Source organism: Aeromicrobium sp. UC242_57 (assembly GCF_044452305.1).
Lineage (GTDB): Bacteria > Actinomycetota > Actinomycetes > Propionibacteriales > Nocardioidaceae > Aeromicrobium.
In genome coordinates this window covers 109,797-126,139 of record NZ_JBIOAM010000002.1, presented here as the reverse complement: position 1 = coordinate 126,139, position 16,343 = coordinate 109,797, and the positions used below count along the sequence as shown (strand labels likewise).

The 16,343-nt window shown below is 68.3% G+C and carries 14 protein-coding genes and 4 pseudogenes; 9 read left to right on the top strand and 9 right to left on the bottom strand.

Annotation, left to right across the window (positions count from 1 at the left end):
* A complete protein-coding gene (locus ACHMWU_RS05205) occupies positions 1-699 on the top strand; it encodes a hypothetical protein (protein ID WP_396043061.1) in 699 nt (232 codons plus the stop codon).
* A gap of 16 nt (positions 700-715) precedes the next feature.
* Here the strand turns inward: ACHMWU_RS05205 and ACHMWU_RS05200 are convergent, their stop codons facing one another.
* Both ACHMWU_RS05200 and ACHMWU_RS05195 read right to left on the bottom strand, forming a co-directional pair.
* Positions 716-1,285, bottom strand: a complete 570-nt coding sequence (locus ACHMWU_RS05200; RefSeq protein ID WP_396041986.1) for a S16 family serine protease — start codon at positions 1,283-1,285, stop codon at positions 716-718.
* A 10-nt stretch (positions 1,286-1,295) separates the two neighbouring features.
* Positions 1,296-2,204 carry an AAA family ATPase gene (locus ACHMWU_RS05195; protein WP_396041985.1) on the bottom strand — a complete coding sequence of 303 codons (909 nt, stop codon included), beginning with the start codon at positions 2,202-2,204 and terminating at the stop codon, positions 1,296-1,298.
* 61 nt (positions 2,205-2,265) lie between these two features.
* On the opposite strand from ACHMWU_RS05195, the gene ACHMWU_RS05190 reads away from it, so the two are divergent.
* Positions 2,266-2,451 carry a hypothetical protein gene (locus ACHMWU_RS05190; RefSeq protein ID WP_396041984.1) on the top strand — a complete coding sequence of 62 codons (186 nt, stop codon included), beginning with the start codon at positions 2,266-2,268 and terminating at the stop codon, positions 2,449-2,451.
* Between the two features lie 108 nt (positions 2,452-2,559).
* Here ACHMWU_RS05190 and ACHMWU_RS05185 read toward each other — a convergent pair.
* From ACHMWU_RS05185 to deoC, 5 genes and pseudogenes are all read right to left on the bottom strand, one after another.
* Positions 2,560-2,988, bottom strand: a pseudogene (locus ACHMWU_RS05185) (LON peptidase substrate-binding domain-containing protein); the annotation flags it as partial.
* Between the two features lie 326 nt (positions 2,989-3,314).
* Positions 3,315-4,745 carry an aldehyde dehydrogenase family protein gene (locus tag ACHMWU_RS05180; protein ID WP_396042953.1) on the bottom strand — a complete coding sequence of 477 codons (1,431 nt, stop codon included), beginning with the start codon at positions 4,743-4,745 and terminating at the stop codon, positions 3,315-3,317.
* Entirely contained in the window at positions 4,742-5,773 is a 1,032-nt protein-coding gene (locus ACHMWU_RS05175) for an aldehyde dehydrogenase family protein (RefSeq protein ID WP_396042951.1), read from the bottom strand. Before ACHMWU_RS05175 ends, ACHMWU_RS05180 begins: the two co-directional genes overlap by 4 nt.
* Before the next feature lie 58 nt (positions 5,774-5,831).
* A pseudogene (locus tag ACHMWU_RS05170) lies at positions 5,832-6,044 on the bottom strand (aldehyde dehydrogenase family protein); the annotation flags it as partial.
* A 147-nt stretch (positions 6,045-6,191) separates the two neighbouring features.
* Positions 6,192-7,123: pseudogene (gene deoC / locus ACHMWU_RS05165) on the bottom strand (deoxyribose-phosphate aldolase).
* A 315-nt stretch (positions 7,124-7,438) separates the two neighbouring features.
* Between deoC and ACHMWU_RS05160 the strand changes: the two are divergent.
* From ACHMWU_RS05160 to ACHMWU_RS05135, 6 genes are read left to right on the top strand one after another with little or no spacing between them, the layout of a single operon-like run.
* Positions 7,439-8,866, top strand: a complete 1,428-nt coding sequence (locus ACHMWU_RS05160; RefSeq protein ID WP_396041983.1) for a bifunctional metallophosphatase/5'-nucleotidase — start codon at positions 7,439-7,441, stop codon at positions 8,864-8,866.
* Positions 8,782-10,518: an Ig-like domain repeat protein gene (locus ACHMWU_RS05155; protein WP_396042949.1), complete on the top strand. Its 1,737-nt coding sequence runs from the start codon at positions 8,782-8,784 to the stop codon at positions 10,516-10,518. Before ACHMWU_RS05160 ends, ACHMWU_RS05155 begins: the two co-directional genes overlap by 85 nt.
* Positions 10,454-11,503, top strand: a complete 1,050-nt coding sequence (locus ACHMWU_RS05150; RefSeq protein ID WP_396041982.1) for a lamin tail domain-containing protein — start codon at positions 10,454-10,456, stop codon at positions 11,501-11,503. The genes ACHMWU_RS05155 and ACHMWU_RS05150 overlap by 65 nt, the downstream gene beginning before the upstream one ends.
* 17 nt (positions 11,504-11,520) lie before the next feature.
* The gene (locus ACHMWU_RS05145; protein WP_396041981.1) at positions 11,521-12,294 is read left to right on the top strand and encodes a hypothetical protein; all 774 of its coding nucleotides are present in this window, start codon (positions 11,521-11,523) and stop codon (positions 12,292-12,294) included.
* Positions 12,230-12,715 carry a hypothetical protein gene (locus tag ACHMWU_RS05140; RefSeq protein ID WP_396041980.1) on the top strand — a complete coding sequence of 162 codons (486 nt, stop codon included), beginning with the start codon at positions 12,230-12,232 and terminating at the stop codon, positions 12,713-12,715. The genes ACHMWU_RS05145 and ACHMWU_RS05140 overlap by 65 nt, the downstream gene beginning before the upstream one ends.
* On the top strand, positions 12,712-13,977 hold the full coding sequence (locus tag ACHMWU_RS05135; RefSeq protein WP_396041979.1) for an Ig-like domain repeat protein: 1,266 nt from the start codon (positions 12,712-12,714) through the stop codon (positions 13,975-13,977). Before ACHMWU_RS05140 ends, ACHMWU_RS05135 begins: the two co-directional genes overlap by 4 nt.
* Here ACHMWU_RS05135 and ACHMWU_RS05130 read toward each other — a convergent pair.
* Together ACHMWU_RS05130 and ACHMWU_RS05125 are read right to left on the bottom strand one after the other, a co-directional pair.
* Positions 13,943-15,560 (bottom strand): annotated as a pseudogene (locus ACHMWU_RS05130) (phospho-sugar mutase). The gene ACHMWU_RS05135 and the pseudogene ACHMWU_RS05130 overlap by 35 nt on opposite strands.
* Positions 15,561-15,921: 361 nt before the next feature.
* On the bottom strand, positions 15,922-16,221 hold the full coding sequence (locus tag ACHMWU_RS05125) for an NAD-dependent epimerase/dehydratase family protein (protein ID WP_396042947.1): 300 nt from the start codon (positions 16,219-16,221) through the stop codon (positions 15,922-15,924).
* Between ACHMWU_RS05125 and ACHMWU_RS05120 the strand changes: the two genes are divergently transcribed.
* Positions 16,153-16,341 (top strand): hypothetical protein, encoded by a 189-nt coding sequence (locus ACHMWU_RS05120; protein ID WP_396041978.1) that lies wholly within the window; start codon positions 16,153-16,155, stop codon positions 16,339-16,341. The genes ACHMWU_RS05125 and ACHMWU_RS05120 overlap by 69 nt on opposite strands.
* The last annotated feature ends 2 nt before the right edge of the window (positions 16,342-16,343 follow it).

Genomic DNA, 16,343 nt, shown 5'->3' with positions numbered 1-16,343 from the left:
TTGACGACGTTCGACGGCGTCACGATCCCGCGGGATGCGCTGCGAGGTCCCACGCCCGGTCTGCTGCAAGAGCACCTCGAGGCATTCCGTGCCTTCCACAGCAAGGACGAGCATGCCCGTGACACGGGGGAGGACGACGAGAAGATCGCCGTCCACCTGGCTCGTCGGCACCAGGAGGCGTCCGACATCTACCGGGCGCTGTCGGCCCACTGGGCATCGGCCGGTCGGACACGCGATGCTGGCTGGGCCTACTACCACGGTCGTCGCCTCGAGATCGCCGCGCTGAGGCCAGATCGGGTCAGGCATCGGCGAAGCTGCGGAGGAGCGGGCGGCCGGCTTCACCCCGGCATCACCTGGGGTGGCCCTGGCCTCGGTGCGCTGGCTCATGGGCAGCACCGCCCGGTGGGTCGCGGGATTCGGCGAGAGCCCGTTCCGCGTCGCGGTGTCGACGCTGATCGTCGTCCTGGGCTTCGCCGTGGCATTCGGCGTGTGGGGTCCGGCAGCGAGCGAGAGCACCGGGTGGTGGAGCGCGTCCGCCGACTCGGTGCTCTACAGCCGCAGGCGATGACCGCCTCCCTCGACCTCGGTGAGGACCCTGCCCGGTGGGTCGAGTGGGCCTCCGAGATCGAGACGGCCTTGGGCATCACCTTGCTCGGCCTGCTGGGCTTCTGCCTGGGCAACCGTCTCCGCAGCGCCTGACCCACCGGTGGGGGAGTCAGGCCGCGGCGGTCGCAGTCGTGACGGTCGCCTCCTCCAGCGCGTAGGCCAGGATCTCGGCGACATCGGCCACCGGACGCACGTCGAGCTCGGCCAGCACCTCGTCGGGCACGTCGGCCAGGTCGACCTCGTTGCGCGCCGGGATGAAGACGGTCTTGAGACCGGCACGTTGCGCCGCCATCAGCTTTTGCTTGACGCCACCGATCGGCAGGACCCGGCCGTTGAGCGTTACCTCGCCCGTCATCCCGACATCGGCCCGGACGTTGCGTCCCAGCGCCAACGACGTCAGCGCCGTGATCATCGTGACGCCCGCGGACGGCCCGTCCTTGGGCACCGCGCCGGCCGGCACGTGCAGGTGGATCGAGCGCTCCAACGTCGCCGGGTCGATGCCGATCGCCTCGGCGTGCGACCGGACGTAGGTCAGTGCGATGTGCGCCGACTCCTTCATGACGTCGCCGAGCTGACCCGTGATCGCGAGGTTGCGCTCGCCGTCGAAGGCACTGGCCTCGATGAAGAGCACGTCGCCGCCGAGGCCCGTGACGGCGAGCCCGGTGGAGACGCCTGGCACGGCAGTGCGCTCAGCGACCTCGGGGGACGAAGCGGGGCCGTCCCACGTAGTCGACGAGGGTGTTCTCGTCGACGACGACAGGTTGGACGGTTGCCGGGTCGGTCAGCTTGGTCGTGACCTTGCGGAACACCTTGGCCAGCAGTCGTTCTCGCTGCCGCACGCCCGCCTCACGGGTGTAGGACGCCGCGATCGAGCGCAGCGCGCCGTCGGTGATCTCGACCTCGTCGACGGTCAAGGCAGCACGTTCGAGCTGGCGGGGCGCCAGGTACTGCCGTGCGATCTGGACCTTGTCGTCCTCGGTGTAGCCGTCGAGCTGGACGAGCTCCATGCGGTCGAGAAGGGCTTCGGGGATCTGCTCGATGACGTTGGCGGTGGCCAGGAACAGCACGTCCGACAGGTCGAGGTCGAGATCGAGGTAGTGATCGCGGAACGTGTGGTTCTGCGCCGGGTCGAGCACCTCGAGCAGCGCCGCCGCAGGATCGCCGCGGTGGTCGGAGCCGACCTTGTCGATCTCGTCGAGCAGCACGACGGGGTTCATCGAGCCTGCCTCGCCGATCGCGCGGACCAGGCGGCCGGGGAGAGCGCCGACGTAGGTGCGGCGGTGTCCGCGGATCTCTGCCTCGTCGCGCACGCCGCCGAGGGCGACGCGGACGAAGTTGCGGCCCAGCGCCTTGGCGACGCTCTCGCCGAGCGAGGTCTTGCCGACGCCAGGAGGTCCGACGAGCGCCATGACGGCACCGGAACCTCGTCCGCCGACGACCTCCATGCCGCGCTCGCTGCGGCGGGCGCGCACCGCGAGGTACTCCACGATCCGGTCCTTGACGTCGTCGAGGCCGTGGTGATCGGCGTCGAGCACCGCACGGGCCGCTGTGATGTCGGTGTTGTCGTCGGTCTTGACGCCCCAGGGCAGCTCGAGCACCGTGTCGAGCCAGGTGCGGATGTAGCCCGCTTCGGGGTTCTGGTCGCTGCCGCGCTCGAGCTTGCCCGACCTCGCGCAGCGCAGCCTTGCGGACGTCGTCGGGCAGGTCAGCCTCCTCGACGCGTTCGCGGTAGTCCTTCGTGTCCTCGGGCTCGTCGTCGCCGAGCTCCTTGCGGATCGCGGCCAGCTGCTGGCGCAGGACGAACTCGCGCTGGTTCGCCTCGATGCTCTCCTGCACCGATTCTGAGATCTTCTCGTTGACCTCGGCCTCGGCGAGGTAGTCGCGGGACCAGCCGATCAGGGTCGTCAGCCGCTCGGCGACGTCCTCGGTCTCCAGCAGCTGTCGCTTCTGCTCGAGCTCGAGGTATGACGCGTAGCCTGCGGTGTCGGCGAGCTCGCCGGGTGCGGTCAGCCGCTGCACGGAGTCGATGACCTGCCAGGCGTTGCGCTTCTGCAGGATCGCGACGAGCAGGCCCTTGTACTCCTGCGCGAGGTCGAGCACGGCCTCGCTGGGCTCGGCGTCGGTGAGGGGTTCGGCCTCGACCCACAGGGCCGCGCCGGGGCCGGTCACGCCGCCTTGGATGTGGGCGCGCTGCTCGGCGCGGAGCACCGCGCCGGGTCCGCCGCCGGGGAGGCGTCCGATCTGCTGGATCGTGGCGATGACGCCGTGGGTGGCGTACCGGTCCTCGAGGCGCGGGGCCACGAGGATGCGGTCGTCGTTGCTGGTGCGGGCGGCGTCGACGGCGGCACGGGCCGCGTCGTCGAGCTCGATCGGGACGACCATGCCGGGCAGGACGACGACGTCCTCCAGGGCCAGCACGGGGAACTGCTGCAGTGCGCTCACGCCTACTCCTATGGGTCGAGTCTTCAGACTTGAGTCTGCTGGGCTCAACTGTCATGCGTCCGTGCTTGTTCCCTGCATCTGGCCGTGTTCGCTGTGGGCGGATCCAACGGCGGCAGGGTAGGGCGGTTTCCCACGAGACCTAGGGGATTGCTCACTCTCCAAGGGTTGTAACCCCAGGTACCTGCCAAAGACGCTCGGGGAGTCCCGCTAGAACGCGAGGTATGTGCCAAAGACGCGAGGCCTCGTGGGAAACCGCCGAGGGGTGGTCAACCGGCCAGCAGCATCCGGGCTTCTCGCGGCGACATCGGGGTGCATCCGTGGGCCACGGCATCGGCCACGACCTGTGGCTCGTCCTGCATGAGCCGCCAGCCCCGGCGCACGAGCACCCACGGCGACTTGCGGCCCTCGCGCAGGTCGCGGGCGAATCGCAGCGCGAACGTCAGCAGTCGATGACGTCGTAGGCAGATCGCGGCGTCCAACAACCCGGCCTCCCGGCAGGCGTCGACGATGACAGGGGCGAACAGTCCCTCGGCGATGAACTTGCCGTCAGGGACCGTCAACGTCTGCGTGCCGGTACGACGACTCGTCGCGATGTCGTAGACCGGCACCTCGGCTGATCCCGAGGCGCACAGCTCGGCGATCGCGCCGACCGCATCGACTGCGCCCCACGAGCCGACGTCGTCCCAGTCGACGATGCCGAGGGTCGAGCGGGGCATGTCGGGCTCGTCGAGATCGCGGTAGAAGTCGTCGAGCCGCAGCACCGGCCAGCCGAGCTTCGCCGCGAGGTGCGACTTGCCGGACCCCGAGGGTCCGGCAAGGATCACGACACCCACTAGACGCCGATGGGGTGCCAGACCGTCTTGGTCTCGACGAATGCCTCCAGCCGGGCCAGGCTCGGCTCGGCAAGCCAGTCGACCTTCGACGCCGGGGCGCGCAGGACGCGCTTGAGGTTCTCGGCCGCGGCGACCTCGAGCGAGGTCGCGAGCTCCCGGATCGGCCACACCGGCCAGGTCGAGCCCGTTGACGTCCATGTGGCTGGCCAGCCACGGTGCGATCTCGGCAGCCGAGCCGGTCAGGATGTTGACGACACCGCCGGGCACGTCGGACGTCGCCATGACCTCGGACAACGTCACGGCTGGCACAGGAGCGGCCTCGCTCGCGATCACGACGACGGTGTTGCCGGTGGCGATCGCCGGCATGATGACCGACACGAGACCCAGCAGGGCGCCGGACGGAGCGATGATCGTGACGACACCGGTCGGTTCGGGGGTCGACAGGTTGAAGTACGGCGACGAGACGGCGTTGGCGTTGCCGAGCACCTGGACGTACTTGTCAGCCCAGCCCGCGTACCAGACCACCCGGTCGACGGCGGCGTCGAAGTAGGTCTCGGCCTTCTTGGTCGATACCCCCTCGGCCTCGACGAGCTGCGCGGTGAACTGCTCGCGCCGGCCCTCCATGACCTCGGCGATCCGGTAGATCACCTGGCCACGGTTGTAAGGCGTGCGCGCCGACCATCCGCTGAACGCCTTGCGTGCCGCGACGACCGCGTCACGGCCGTCCTTGCGGGAGCCCTTGGCCATGTGGGCGATGAGGCCGCCCTTGGAGTCGAGTGCCTCGTAGGTGCGGCCGGACTCCGAGCGCGGGAACGCGCCACCGATGTAGAGCTTGTGCGTCTTGCGGACGTCGAGTCGAGTCATCGTGCTGCTCCTTCGAGGTACGCGGCGAGGCCGTGGCGGCCACCTTCGCGGCCGTAGCCGGACTCCTTGTAGCCGCCGAACGGCGACGCGGGGTCGAAGACGTTGAACGTGTTGGCCCACACCACGCCGGCGCGCAGCTGGTTGGCCATGTGCAGGATGCGTGAGCCCTTCTCGGTCCACACCCCGGCGGACAGTCCGTACGGCGTGTTGTTGGCCTTCTCGACGGCCTCGGACGGGGTGCGGAAGGTCAGGACCGACAGGACCGGCCCGAAGATCTCCTCGCGCGCGATGCGGTGGGCCTGGGTGACGCCGGTGAAGATCGTCGGGGCGTACCAGAACCCGTTCGATGGGAGATCGCACGGAGGCGACCACCGCTCGGCGCCTTCGGCGTCCCCGATCGCGGACAGCTCGGTGATGCGATCGAGCTGCTCGCGCGAGTTGATCGCGCCGATGTCGGTGTTCTTGTCGAGCGGATCGCCCAGTCGCAGCGTCGACATGCGGCGCTTGAGCTTCTCGAGCACCTCGTCGTAGGCGCTCTCCTGCACCAGCAGCCGCGATCCGGCGCAGCACACGTGACCCTGGTTGAAGAAGATGCCGCGCACGATGCCCTCGACGGCCTGGTCGATCGGCGCGTCGTCGAACACGATGTTGGCGGCCTTGCCGCCGAGCTCGAGGGTGACCTTCTTGTGTGTTCCGGCGACCGACCGAGCGATGGCCTTGCCGACGGCGGTCGAGCCGGTGAAGGCGACCTTGTCGACGTCGGGGTGCTCGACCAGGGCCTGCCCGGTCGCGCCGGCGCCCGTGATGATGTTGACGACGCCCGGCGGCAGCTCGGCCTGCTGGCACACCTCGGCGAACAGCAGCGCAGTCAGGGGAGTGGTCTCGGCAGGCTTGAGCACGACGGTGTTGCCGGCGGCGAGCGCCGGGGCGATCTTCCAGGCCAGCATCATGATCGGGAAGTTCCACGGGATGACCTGACCGGCGACGCCCAGCGCACGCGGGTCGGGTCCCAGGCCGGCGTACGACAAGCTTGTCGGCCCAGCCGGCGTAGTAGAAGAACCACTGCGAGACCAGGGGAAGGTCGACGTCGCGGGACTCCTTGATCGGCTTGCCGTTGTCGAGCGACTCCAGCACCGCGAACTCGCGCGAGCGTTCGGCCATGATGCGGGCGATCCGGTACAGGTACTTGGCGCGCTCGCTGCCGGGCATCTTCGACCAGACGGTGTCGTACGCCTTGCGGGCGGACTTGACGGCCCGGTCGACGTCGTCGGCGGTCGCCTCGGCGATCTCGGCGAGCACTTCCTCGGTCGACGGGCTGATCGACTTGAAGGACGTTCCGGAGCCGTCGCTGAACCGTCCGTTGATGAACAGCCCGTACGGCTCTTGATGTCGACGATCGCCCGCGACTCGGGGGCGGGTGCGTACTCAAACTTCGAAGCCATGAAATCAGTCCAACGTCACGTAGTCGGGGCCGGAGTAGAAGCCGGTGGCCAGCTTCTGGCGCTGCATCAGCAGGTCGTTGAGCAGCGTGGATGCGCCGAACCGGAACCAGTCCGGGTCGAGCCAGTCATCGCCGACGATCTCGTTGACCATCACGAGGTACTTGATCGCGTCCTTGGTCGTGCGGATGCCGCCGGCCGGCTTGACGCCGACCTGGCGCCCGGTCTCGGCCCGGAAGTCGCGCACCGCCTCCAGCATCACCAGCGTCACGGGCAAGGTCGCGGCAGGCTGGATCTTGCCGGTGCTGGTCTTGATGAAGTCGGCGCCGGCCATCATCGCGAGCCACGACGCCTTGCGGACGTTGTCGTACGTCTGCAGCTCGCCGGTCTCGAAGATGACCTTCAGGTGGGCGTGGGTGCCGTCGGGCCGCACGCAGGCTTCACGGGTCGCGACGATCTCGTCGTAGACCCGGCTCAGGTCGCCTCGCAAGAAGGCGCCGCGATCGATGACCATGTCGATCTCGTCGGCACCGGCCTCGACCGCATCGGTCGTGTCAGCGAGCTTGATGTCGAGCGCGGCCCGGCCGGACGGGAAGGCCGTGGCGACGGCCGCGACGTTGATGCCGCTGCTGCCGAGCGTCTCCTTGGCAACCGCGACCATGTCGGGATAGACGCACACGGCTGCGGCAGCCGGGCAGCTGGGTCGGTCGGGTCGGGACGCATGGCCTTGTTGGCCAGCGCGCGGACCTTGCCCGGCGTGTCGGAACCTTCGAGCGTCGTCAGGTCGACCATCGAGATGGCCAGGTCGATGGCCCACTGCTTGGCTGTCGTCTTGATCGAGCGGGTGCCCAGACCAGCGGCTCGGGCTTCGAGCCCGACCTGGTCGACACCTGGCAGACCGTCGAGGGTCTGGCGCAGTGAGCTGCTGGCGCCTGTCACAAAGGACCTCCATGCATGTAGACAACCCGCATCGGCCTCGTCGTCGAGACCGACTTCAACACTAGGCCCCTGGACGGCCCGTGGGCCAATGCAGAACGGGCCGTGCACGCCGATCCGCTGCTTTCTGGAGCAACTTCACCAATTCGTCACGTTGCGGTCGTCTGAAACCCGTTGACGGCGGTCGGGGCCGCGGGGTGTCATGTAGGCCACACGCCCCTGAGAGCTTCTCAGCCTTGCGCCTTTCAGGGAGTGCTCATCGGGGGATGACGTGCGCTGTGCGGTTCCCCTTTCGTTAAGAAACACAAAGGGGAACCCGTGAAATCCACTGTCCGAGGACTGTTGTCCGTCGCGGCCGCCGCCCTGCTGGGTGGCTCGCTGCTCGTCGCCTCACCGGCCCAGGCCGCCGATCCGGTCACGATCAACCTGATCGGCATCAACGACTTCCACGGACGGGTCGACGCCGACACGTTGAAGTGGGCCAAGGTCGTCGAGGACCTCAAGGCCGACGGCGGCGCGGCCAACACCTTGATGGTGTCGGCCGGTGACAACGTGGGCGCCTCGGTCTTCGCCTCTGCCCTGCAGGGCGACGAGCCGACGATCGACATCCTCAACGAGATCGGGCTCGACGCCACGGCAGCCGGAAATCACGAGTTCGACCAGGGTTACGCCGACCTGATCAATCGCATCGTGCCGCAGGCGGACTTCAAGATCCTCGCCGCGAACGTGCGCAAGGCCGACAACAGCCGCGCCCTGCCCGCGTACGAGATCTTCACCGTCGCGGGCGTCAAGGTGGCCGTGATCGGCGCCGTCACGCAGGAGACGCCCACGCTGGTCGCACCCGACCGCGTCACAGGGCTGACCTTCGGCGATCCGTCCGACTCGATCAACCAGGCCATCACCGAGATCGCCCGGCTCCCGGCCGACCAGCAGCCGGACGTCACGGTCGCGTCCTTCCACGAGGGTGCGCCTGACGGTTCGCAGACATTCACGCAGGCGATGGCGCAGAGCCAGGTCTTCAACCGTCTCGTCAACAACACCTCGCCAGACGTCGACGCGATCTTCATGGGGCACACCCACCAGAAGTACGTGTACGACGCACCGGTTCCCGGCACCAACCGGACCCGTCCGGTGATCCAGACCGGCCAGTACGGCGAGAACGTCGGCCAGATCAAGCTGAGCGTCGACACCGACACCGATGCCGTCACGACGGTCGAGGCCAAGACGGTCGCGCGTGGCGCGCAGACCGACGCCGCGATCCTGACGACCAACCCGGGACTGCAGCCCATCAAGGACATCCGCGACGCTGCGGTGACCTACGCGAACCAGGTCGGCAACGTCGCGAAGGGCGAGGTCACCGACGACATCACCCGCGCCTACGTCAACCCGACCGCGACGCCGCTCGTGGAGGATCGTGCGAGCGAGTCGTCGCTCGGCAACCTGGTCGCCGATGCGCTGCTGTACCGGATCAAGGACACCGACGCAGGGGCAGATCTCGGCATCGTCAACCCCGGCGGGCTGCGCGCCGACCTCAAGTACGCCGGCGTTCCCGGTGACGCTGTCAACAGCGACGGAGTCGTGACTCGAGGCGAGCTCAACACCGTCCTGCCCTTCGCCAACAACCTCAACTCGGTCAGCGCAAGGGCGCCGACGTCAAGGAGATCCTCGAGCAGCAGTGGCAGACCAATCCCGGAGGTCCGGCACCGTCGCGGCCCTACCTGCAGCTCGGTCTGTCCAAGAACGTGACCTACACGTACGACGCGAACAGGGCCGAAGGCGATCGCATCATCGCGGTGCGGATCAACGGTGAGGCGCTCGACCTGGCCAAGGACTACAAGGTCGCGACGTTCTCGTTCCTCGCCGCCGGCGGCGACAACTTTCGGGCGTTCAAGAAGGGCGTCAACACCGACACCGCGCTGGTCGACCGCGACGGCTGGGAGAAGTTCTTCGAGGACAACAGCCCGGTCTCGCCGAGCTACGCCAAGCACGCCGTCCAGGTGACGAGCCTCAAGGACACGTACCGGGTCGGTGCGACCGTCAGCTACACGCTGTCCAAGATCAAGCTGGGCTCGCTCGGCAGCCCCGCCGACAAGACGGTCTCGTCGAAGCTGTTCTACGGCGACGGCCAGAGCGTGACGCTTCCCTCCAAGGCAGTAGTCAACGACAGCGCTGCCTTGTCGTTCGCGCTTCCGGCCGGTGCCAGCGGCGCGATGCGCGTCGAGTCGACGGTCTACCCGAACGGCACGAAGATCGTCGTCCCGCTCAACGTCACGGGTGCCTCCGTCACGGCCGATGCGGTCGCGGGAACCTACGGCGACGATGTCGCGATCGCCGTGACCGTCAGCGGTCCGGAAGAGACGCCGACCGGCGAGGTCGCGGTCAAGAAGGGCGACACCGTGGTCGGCACGGCGACGCTCGCGAACGGGACCGCCACGGTCACGGTCGACTCGGAGGACCTTGGTGCGGGAGCATCGAACCTCACGGTCGTGTACGCCGGCGACGCCAGCTTATCCCGCTTCGACCGGGACGGTCGTCGCCACGATCGCCAAGGCCGGCACGACGGCGTCCGCCGACGAGCCTGCCCCGACGAAGGTCAACGTCCCGGCGCAGATCGAGGTCACGGTGGCTTCGGCCACTGGCACCGATCCCACGGGCGAGGTGACGATCTCCGACGGCACCACCGGCTTGGAAGCGCCACGGTGAGCAACGGGTCCGCGACGGTCAGCACCGACGTGTCGGGCTTGACGGTCGGTCGGCACGAGCTGTCCGTCGCGTACTCCGGCGACGGCAACCACGAGGCGTCGACCACGGCCGTCGACGTCAACGTGCTGAAGGGCACGGCGCCGCTGACCGCGACGTCCGCAGGTGCGGCGTACGGCACCGCGGCCAAGGTGCGGGTGACGGGCGGCCCCGGCGCTTCGGGCCTGCTGTACCTGGCGAACGGCGACGACATGATCGCCGTCGGCTTCCTGCAGGACGGTGTCGCCACCGTCTCGCTCGGCAAGACCGTGCTGAAGCCGGGCAGCTACACGCTCGACGTCTACTACGGCGGCAGTGCATCGTTCGACAGTGCGCAGACCACGGTCGGCGTGACGATCACGAAGGGCGCCACGACGACCAGGAAGGTCTCGGTCAGCCCGACCAAGATCGTCAAGAACCGGACCAAGGCCACGGTGACCGTGTCGGTGGCAGGTGCCGGCTTCACGGTTGACGGCGGCAAGGTGACGCTTCGGGCCAGCGGCAAGACTGACACCGGGACGGTCAAGGCCGGCAAGGTCAAGATCAAGCTAGGCAAGTTCACGTCGACCGGTAGCAAGCGGGTCACTGTGACCTATGCCGGCAACGAGGTCGCGAAGAGCTCCTCGACCAGCTTCACGGTCAAGGTGGTCAAGAAGTGAAGACCTCGTTCCTCGCCGCCGCAGCAGTCGCGCTGACGTCCCTCGTCGCGCTGCCTGCCGCGCCGGCGTCGGCGGCTGCGGCCGATCACGTCATCATCAACGGCTGTACATCACCGGTGGCAGCGCAGGTCAGCCGTACAACCAGAAGTTCGTCGAGCTGTACAACCCGACGTCCGAGGCGGTCGACATCAGCGAGTGGTCGCTGCAGTACCGGGCCGCCACGAACTCGGCACCCTTCAGCGTCAACACCAAGTACGACCTCGACGGCATCATCCAGCCCGGCAAGCACTTCCTCGTGGCGGGCAACTCCAATGGCTCGCCACCGGTGGGTGCCCCGTTGCCGACACCCGACCAGGTCACGACGCTCGCCCCTGCGGCAGGCGGTGGCACCCCTGGCGCTCGTGGCTCGACCGAGCTGATCCCGGCGCTGACGGGTGATCTGACCGGCACCCGGGCGAGCGACAACAGCATCGTGGACCTGATCGGGTTCGGCACGAGCAACACTTACGAGACGGCCGTCGCACCTGCGCCGGGCGCCACGTCGGTGCGCAAGTCGATCAATCGTGCGGGCTTCGCCGACACCGACAACAACGCGGTCGACTTCACGTTGTCCGAGACCGATGCCGTGACCCCGCAGAACTGCGGCGCGACCTGCGTCCTGCCGCTGCCGCCGCCGATCAACGGTCCTATCGCGCAGATCCAGGGCGACGGGCCCAAGAGCCCGCAGCGTCGCGGGCAGGCCACGACGCGCGGCGTCGTGACGGCCGTCTACAAGACCGGCGGTTTCAGCGGCGCGTACATCCAGAGCCCGGGCACCGGCGGAGCTGTCGACCTGGCGACGCACACCGCCTCGGACGGCATCTTCGTGTTCGGTTCTGCCTTTGCGGCGGCCGTCGACACCGGGACGTACGTCGAGGTGACCGGCAAGGTCGTCGAGTTCGGTGGGATGACCGAGCTGACGGCTCCCGACCTGGACGGTCCCTGACCGACGAGCACGAGCCGGTGACGCCCGCCGAGGTGGCCTTCCCGCTGAACGAGACGCAGAAGGAGTCGCTCGAAGGCATGCTGCTCGCGCCGCAGGGCGACTACACCGTGACCAACAACTACTCGACCAACCAGTACGCCGAGATCGGTCTGGCTCCGGGCACGGAACCGTTCGACAATCCCACGAACGTCGTCGCGCCGGGTGCACCCGCCGTGGCGCTGGCCAAGAAGAATGCAGCCGACCTGATCACGCTCGACGACGGCTCGACGCTCAACTTCCTGACCGCAGCGAACCAGGAGATCGCGCTGCCGTGGCTCAGGGCTGACAACGAGGTGCGGGTCGGGGCACCCGTCACGTTCGAGCAGCCCGTCGTGCTGGACTACCGCAACAACGGCTGGAAGCTGCAGCCCCGGCAGCAGCTGACCGCGACGGGCACCGAGCCGGTGTCGTTCGGCTCGACGCGCAAGGCCGCACCCGAACCCGTCGGCGGTCAGGTCAAGCTGGCGACGTTCAACGTCCTGAACTACTTCACGACGACGGGCGTCGACTACGTGGCGGCGAGCGCGGCCAACAAGTGCTCGTACTACAACGACCGCGCCGGCAAACCCATCACGACCAATGAGTGCGGTTCGCCGAATGCGTCGAGCGGGCAACGGTCCGCGTGGCGCGGCCGATGCGGCCAACCTGGCACGCCAGCAGGCCAAGATCGTCACGGCGATCAACACCTTGGGCGCGGACGTGGTGTCGCTGGAGGAGATCGAGAACTCCGCGGCACTCGGCCAGCCCCGTGACACGGCGCTCAACACGCTCGTCGCAGCGCTCAACAGCGCGGCCGGCGCCGACACCTGGGCAGCCGTCCCGTCGCCGACGACCGTCCCGACGACCGGCGAGGACGTCATCCGCACTGCGCTGATCTACCGGCCGGCGAAGATCGCACCGGTCGGCACGTCGACGATCCTGGACGACCCGGCCTTCGTGAACGCCCGGGCGCCGCTCGCACAGGCCTTCACCCAGGTCGACCGTCCGGCCAGCGGGAAGTTCGTCGTCATCGTCAACCACTTCAAGTCGAAGGGTTCCGGCACCGGTGCCAACGCCGACCAGGGTGATGGTCAAGGGGCTTCGAACCTGTCGCGCAAGAACCAGGCGACGGCGCTCGTGGCCTTCGCCGAGGACGTCGAGGCGAACCTGCCGGGACCGACAAGGTCTTCTTGACCGGCGACTTCAACTCCTACAACAAGGAGGAGCCGGTAGCGATCATCGAGGCCGCGGGCTTCGTCAACGTCGCGGCAGAGCGCACCGACAAGGAGACCTACCAGTTCGACGGGGCGGTTGGCTCGCTCGACCACGTCTTCGCCTCCCACGAGGCGGACGAGACCATCACGGGTGCCGACATCTGGAACATCAACTCCTACGAGTCGGTGGCCCGCGAGTACAGCCGGTTCAACTACAACGTGACCGACTTCTACGACGCGAGTCCGTTCCGGGCTAGCGACCATGACCCGGAGATCGTCGGCTTCGATGCCGCCGAGCTCGGCTCAGCCGTCTCGGTGAAGGCCCCGGCGACGGTGCGCAACGGCACCTCTGCCGACATCAAGGTCACGGTGTCGTCGACTGGTGAGGGGACCCCGTCGGGCGAGGTCACCTTGCTCGAGAGGACGACCGAGCTGGCGTCGGGTGATCTCGTCGACGGTGTGGTCACGCTCCCGACGGGCGTGCTGCCGCTGGGAAGCCACGTCCTGAAGGTCGTCTACGGGGGCGACGCCGATCACGCCGGTTCGACGGCGACGCTGACGATCGAGGTGCTCAAGTCGGAAGCCGGTCTGACCGCCACGGCAGCGACGTCGACCTACGGCACGGGTGCCGTGGTCGTGGTGACCGGCCCGGCGGGTGCGACCGGACCGGTCTACGTCGCCCTCGGTGACGATCGGGTCGGCAGCGGGGTGCTGAAGAACGGCACCGCCAGGATCACGCTGGACCGCACGATCGCGGTCGGCACGCATCAGCTGCGGGTGTTCTACGCCGGTGATGCATCGCACGACCCGGCGTCGGTGTCGACGACTCTCACGGTCGCCAAGGCCGCCACGTCGATCAAGAGGATCTCGGTCAGCCCGACCAAGATCGTCAAGAATCGCACCAAGCCGTTCGTGACGCTCAGCGTCAAGGCAGCCGGGTTCACGGTCGACGGCGGCAAGGTCACGGTGCGGGTGCAGGGCAAGAGCACACCGGGACGGTCAAGGCCGGCAGGGTCAAGATCCGCCTCGGCAAGATCACGTCGACCGGCACGAAGCGGGTCACGGCCAGCACGCCGGCAACGGTGTCGCGAAGGGCTCGTCGACGTCGTTCACGATCAAGGTGGTCAAGAAGTAGACCCAGCGGAGTTAGCGGTGACCTGGCGACCTGTCCCACCTCGGGACAGGTCGCCAAGTCACCGCGGTGCGGTCAGATACCGAGCGCTGCGGCCAGATCGGCTTTGATGCCGGAGATCTGCACGTCGGCGACTTCGCGTGCGGCCTCGATCGAGTCGGTGACCGGGATGACGACCTCGAGGTAGCACTTGGCTCGGGCTCGGTGCCGGACGGGCGGGCGATGATGCGCGCGCCGCCCTCGAGCCCGAGCCGGATGCCGTCTGTCGGGGGCAGCCCTTGGTAGCCGTCGGCGAGGTCGTCGACCGACGTCACGGCAAGGCCGCCGAGGACGGTCGGGGGAGCGGTGCGCAGGACGTCCATGGCCCGGCTGATGATCGACAGGTCGTCGACCCGCACCGACAGCTGGGACGTCGCGTGCAGGCCGTGCCGGCGGTAGATGTCGTCGAGGGCATCGAGCAGCGTGAGCCCTTCGGCCTTCAGGTTGGCGGCCATCTCGAGCACCGTGATGGCTGCTGACACGCCGTCCTTGTCGCGGGCGATGTCGGGAGCGACGCTGTAGCCCAGGGCCTCCTCATAGCCGTAGACCAGCGTCGGGATCTTGCCGAGCCACTTGAATCCGGTCAGCGTCTGCTGCCAGGGCTGACCGTAGGCGGCGGCCTGACGGCCCAGCAGATCGGACGACACGATCGAGGCGCCGTACGTGCCCGCCACGCCCCGTTGCAGCAGGAACTCCGCCAGCAGCACGCCCACCTGGTCGCCCGTGAGCATCCGGTACGACTCGCCGTCGCGTACGCCCACCGCACAGCGATCGGCATCAGGGTCGTTGGCGATGATGAGATCGGCGCCTGCCTCGGAGGCCAGCTTGAGCGCCAGGTCCATCGCGCCGGGCTCTTCGGGGTTGGGGAACACGACGGTCGGGAAGTCCGGATCGGATCGCCCTGCTCGCGGACGACGTGCAGCGGCGCGAAGCCCGCCCGGGCCACGACCTCGACCAGCGTGTCGCGGCCGACCCCGTGCATCGGGGTGTACACGGCGATGACGTCGCGAGGTCCGTCGGCGGGCAGCGCCACGACCGCCTCGACGTAGGCCTCGGCGACCTCGGGGCCCAACGTCTCGTAGTCGTTGCTGCGGGGCATCTCGTCAACCGGTCCGACCGCGTCGATGGCGTCGGAGATCTCGGCGTCAGCGGGCGGCACGATCTGGCTGGAGTCTTCGAGGTAGACCTTGTAGCCATTGTCCTGCGGAGGGTTGTGCGAGGCCGTGACCATGACACCGGCTGAGCAGCCGAGGTGCCGGATCGCGAACGCCAGCACCGGCGTGGGCAGGTGCGTGGGCAGCAGGAACGCCTGGACACCCGCACCCTGCATGATCTCGGCGGTGTCACGGGCGAACACGTCAGAGTTGTGCCGGGCGTCGTAGCCGACGACGACAGACGGACTCTTGCCCTTCTCCAGCAGGTAGGCGGCCAGCCCTGACGCTGCCTGCGCCACGATGACCCGGTTCATCCGGTTCGGACCGGCACCCAGTGCGCCACGCAGCCCTGCTGTGCCGAACTGCAGACGCTCGGAGAACCGGTCGGCGATCTCGGCGACGTCATCGGAGTCGATCGCTGTTGCAGCTCGGCGCGGGTGACTGGGGTCAGGATCTTGGTTGATCCAGTCTTGGGCGCGGGCGACGAGGTCGTCGGTCATGGGTTTCCCTTCAGAAGGCAGGTCGTGGGGGTGCGGCGACGAACGAGCCGCCGACGTGCGCAGCCTCTTGCTCGTCCTCGACGCGCGATGGCACCTGGTCGGCATATGTTCTGTGCGTCGTCGCGGGGCTCGTACCCGAATTCACGTCCGGGACGCAGATCCCACCAACCGCGAGTGTTCGCGGAGACACCGTACGCGATGTGGAGGCCAGGCGTCGTCGAGCCGATGGCGGCGTCGACCATGCGGACGGCATCGGCTGGTGACAGCCAGGTCGAGAGGGCGCGCACGGTGGCTGGTTGCTCTTCGAACGTGCCGATCCGCAGAGCGGTCGCGCTGAGCTCGTACCGGTCGGCGTAGAGGCTCAGCAGCGCCTCTGCCGCGACCTTCGCGACCCCGTAGAAGGTGTCGGGTCGCGGGGGACCGACGTGGTCAGCAGCTCGCTGCGCTCGGTGCGTCCGACGGCGTGGTTGCTGCTCGCATAGACGATGCGTCGCACCCCGTGCGTGACCATGGCGTCGAGCAGGCGCCCGGTCGTGTGGACGTGCGAGGCGAGGCTCGCGGGCAAGGAGTCCTCGTCGGGATTGCCCGCGAGATGGACCACGACGTCGACGCCGGCGACAGCTTCGTCGACGACCGACGGGTCGAGGCAGTCGCCGACGATCCAGCCCAGCGAGCAGCCGCCCGCCGAGTCGGCGACCAGGTCGAGTCCGCGGAGCTCGTGTCCCAGCGCAGGGGAGCTCGCGGACGAGTGCTCGTCCGATGGAGCCGCCAGCGCCGGTGACG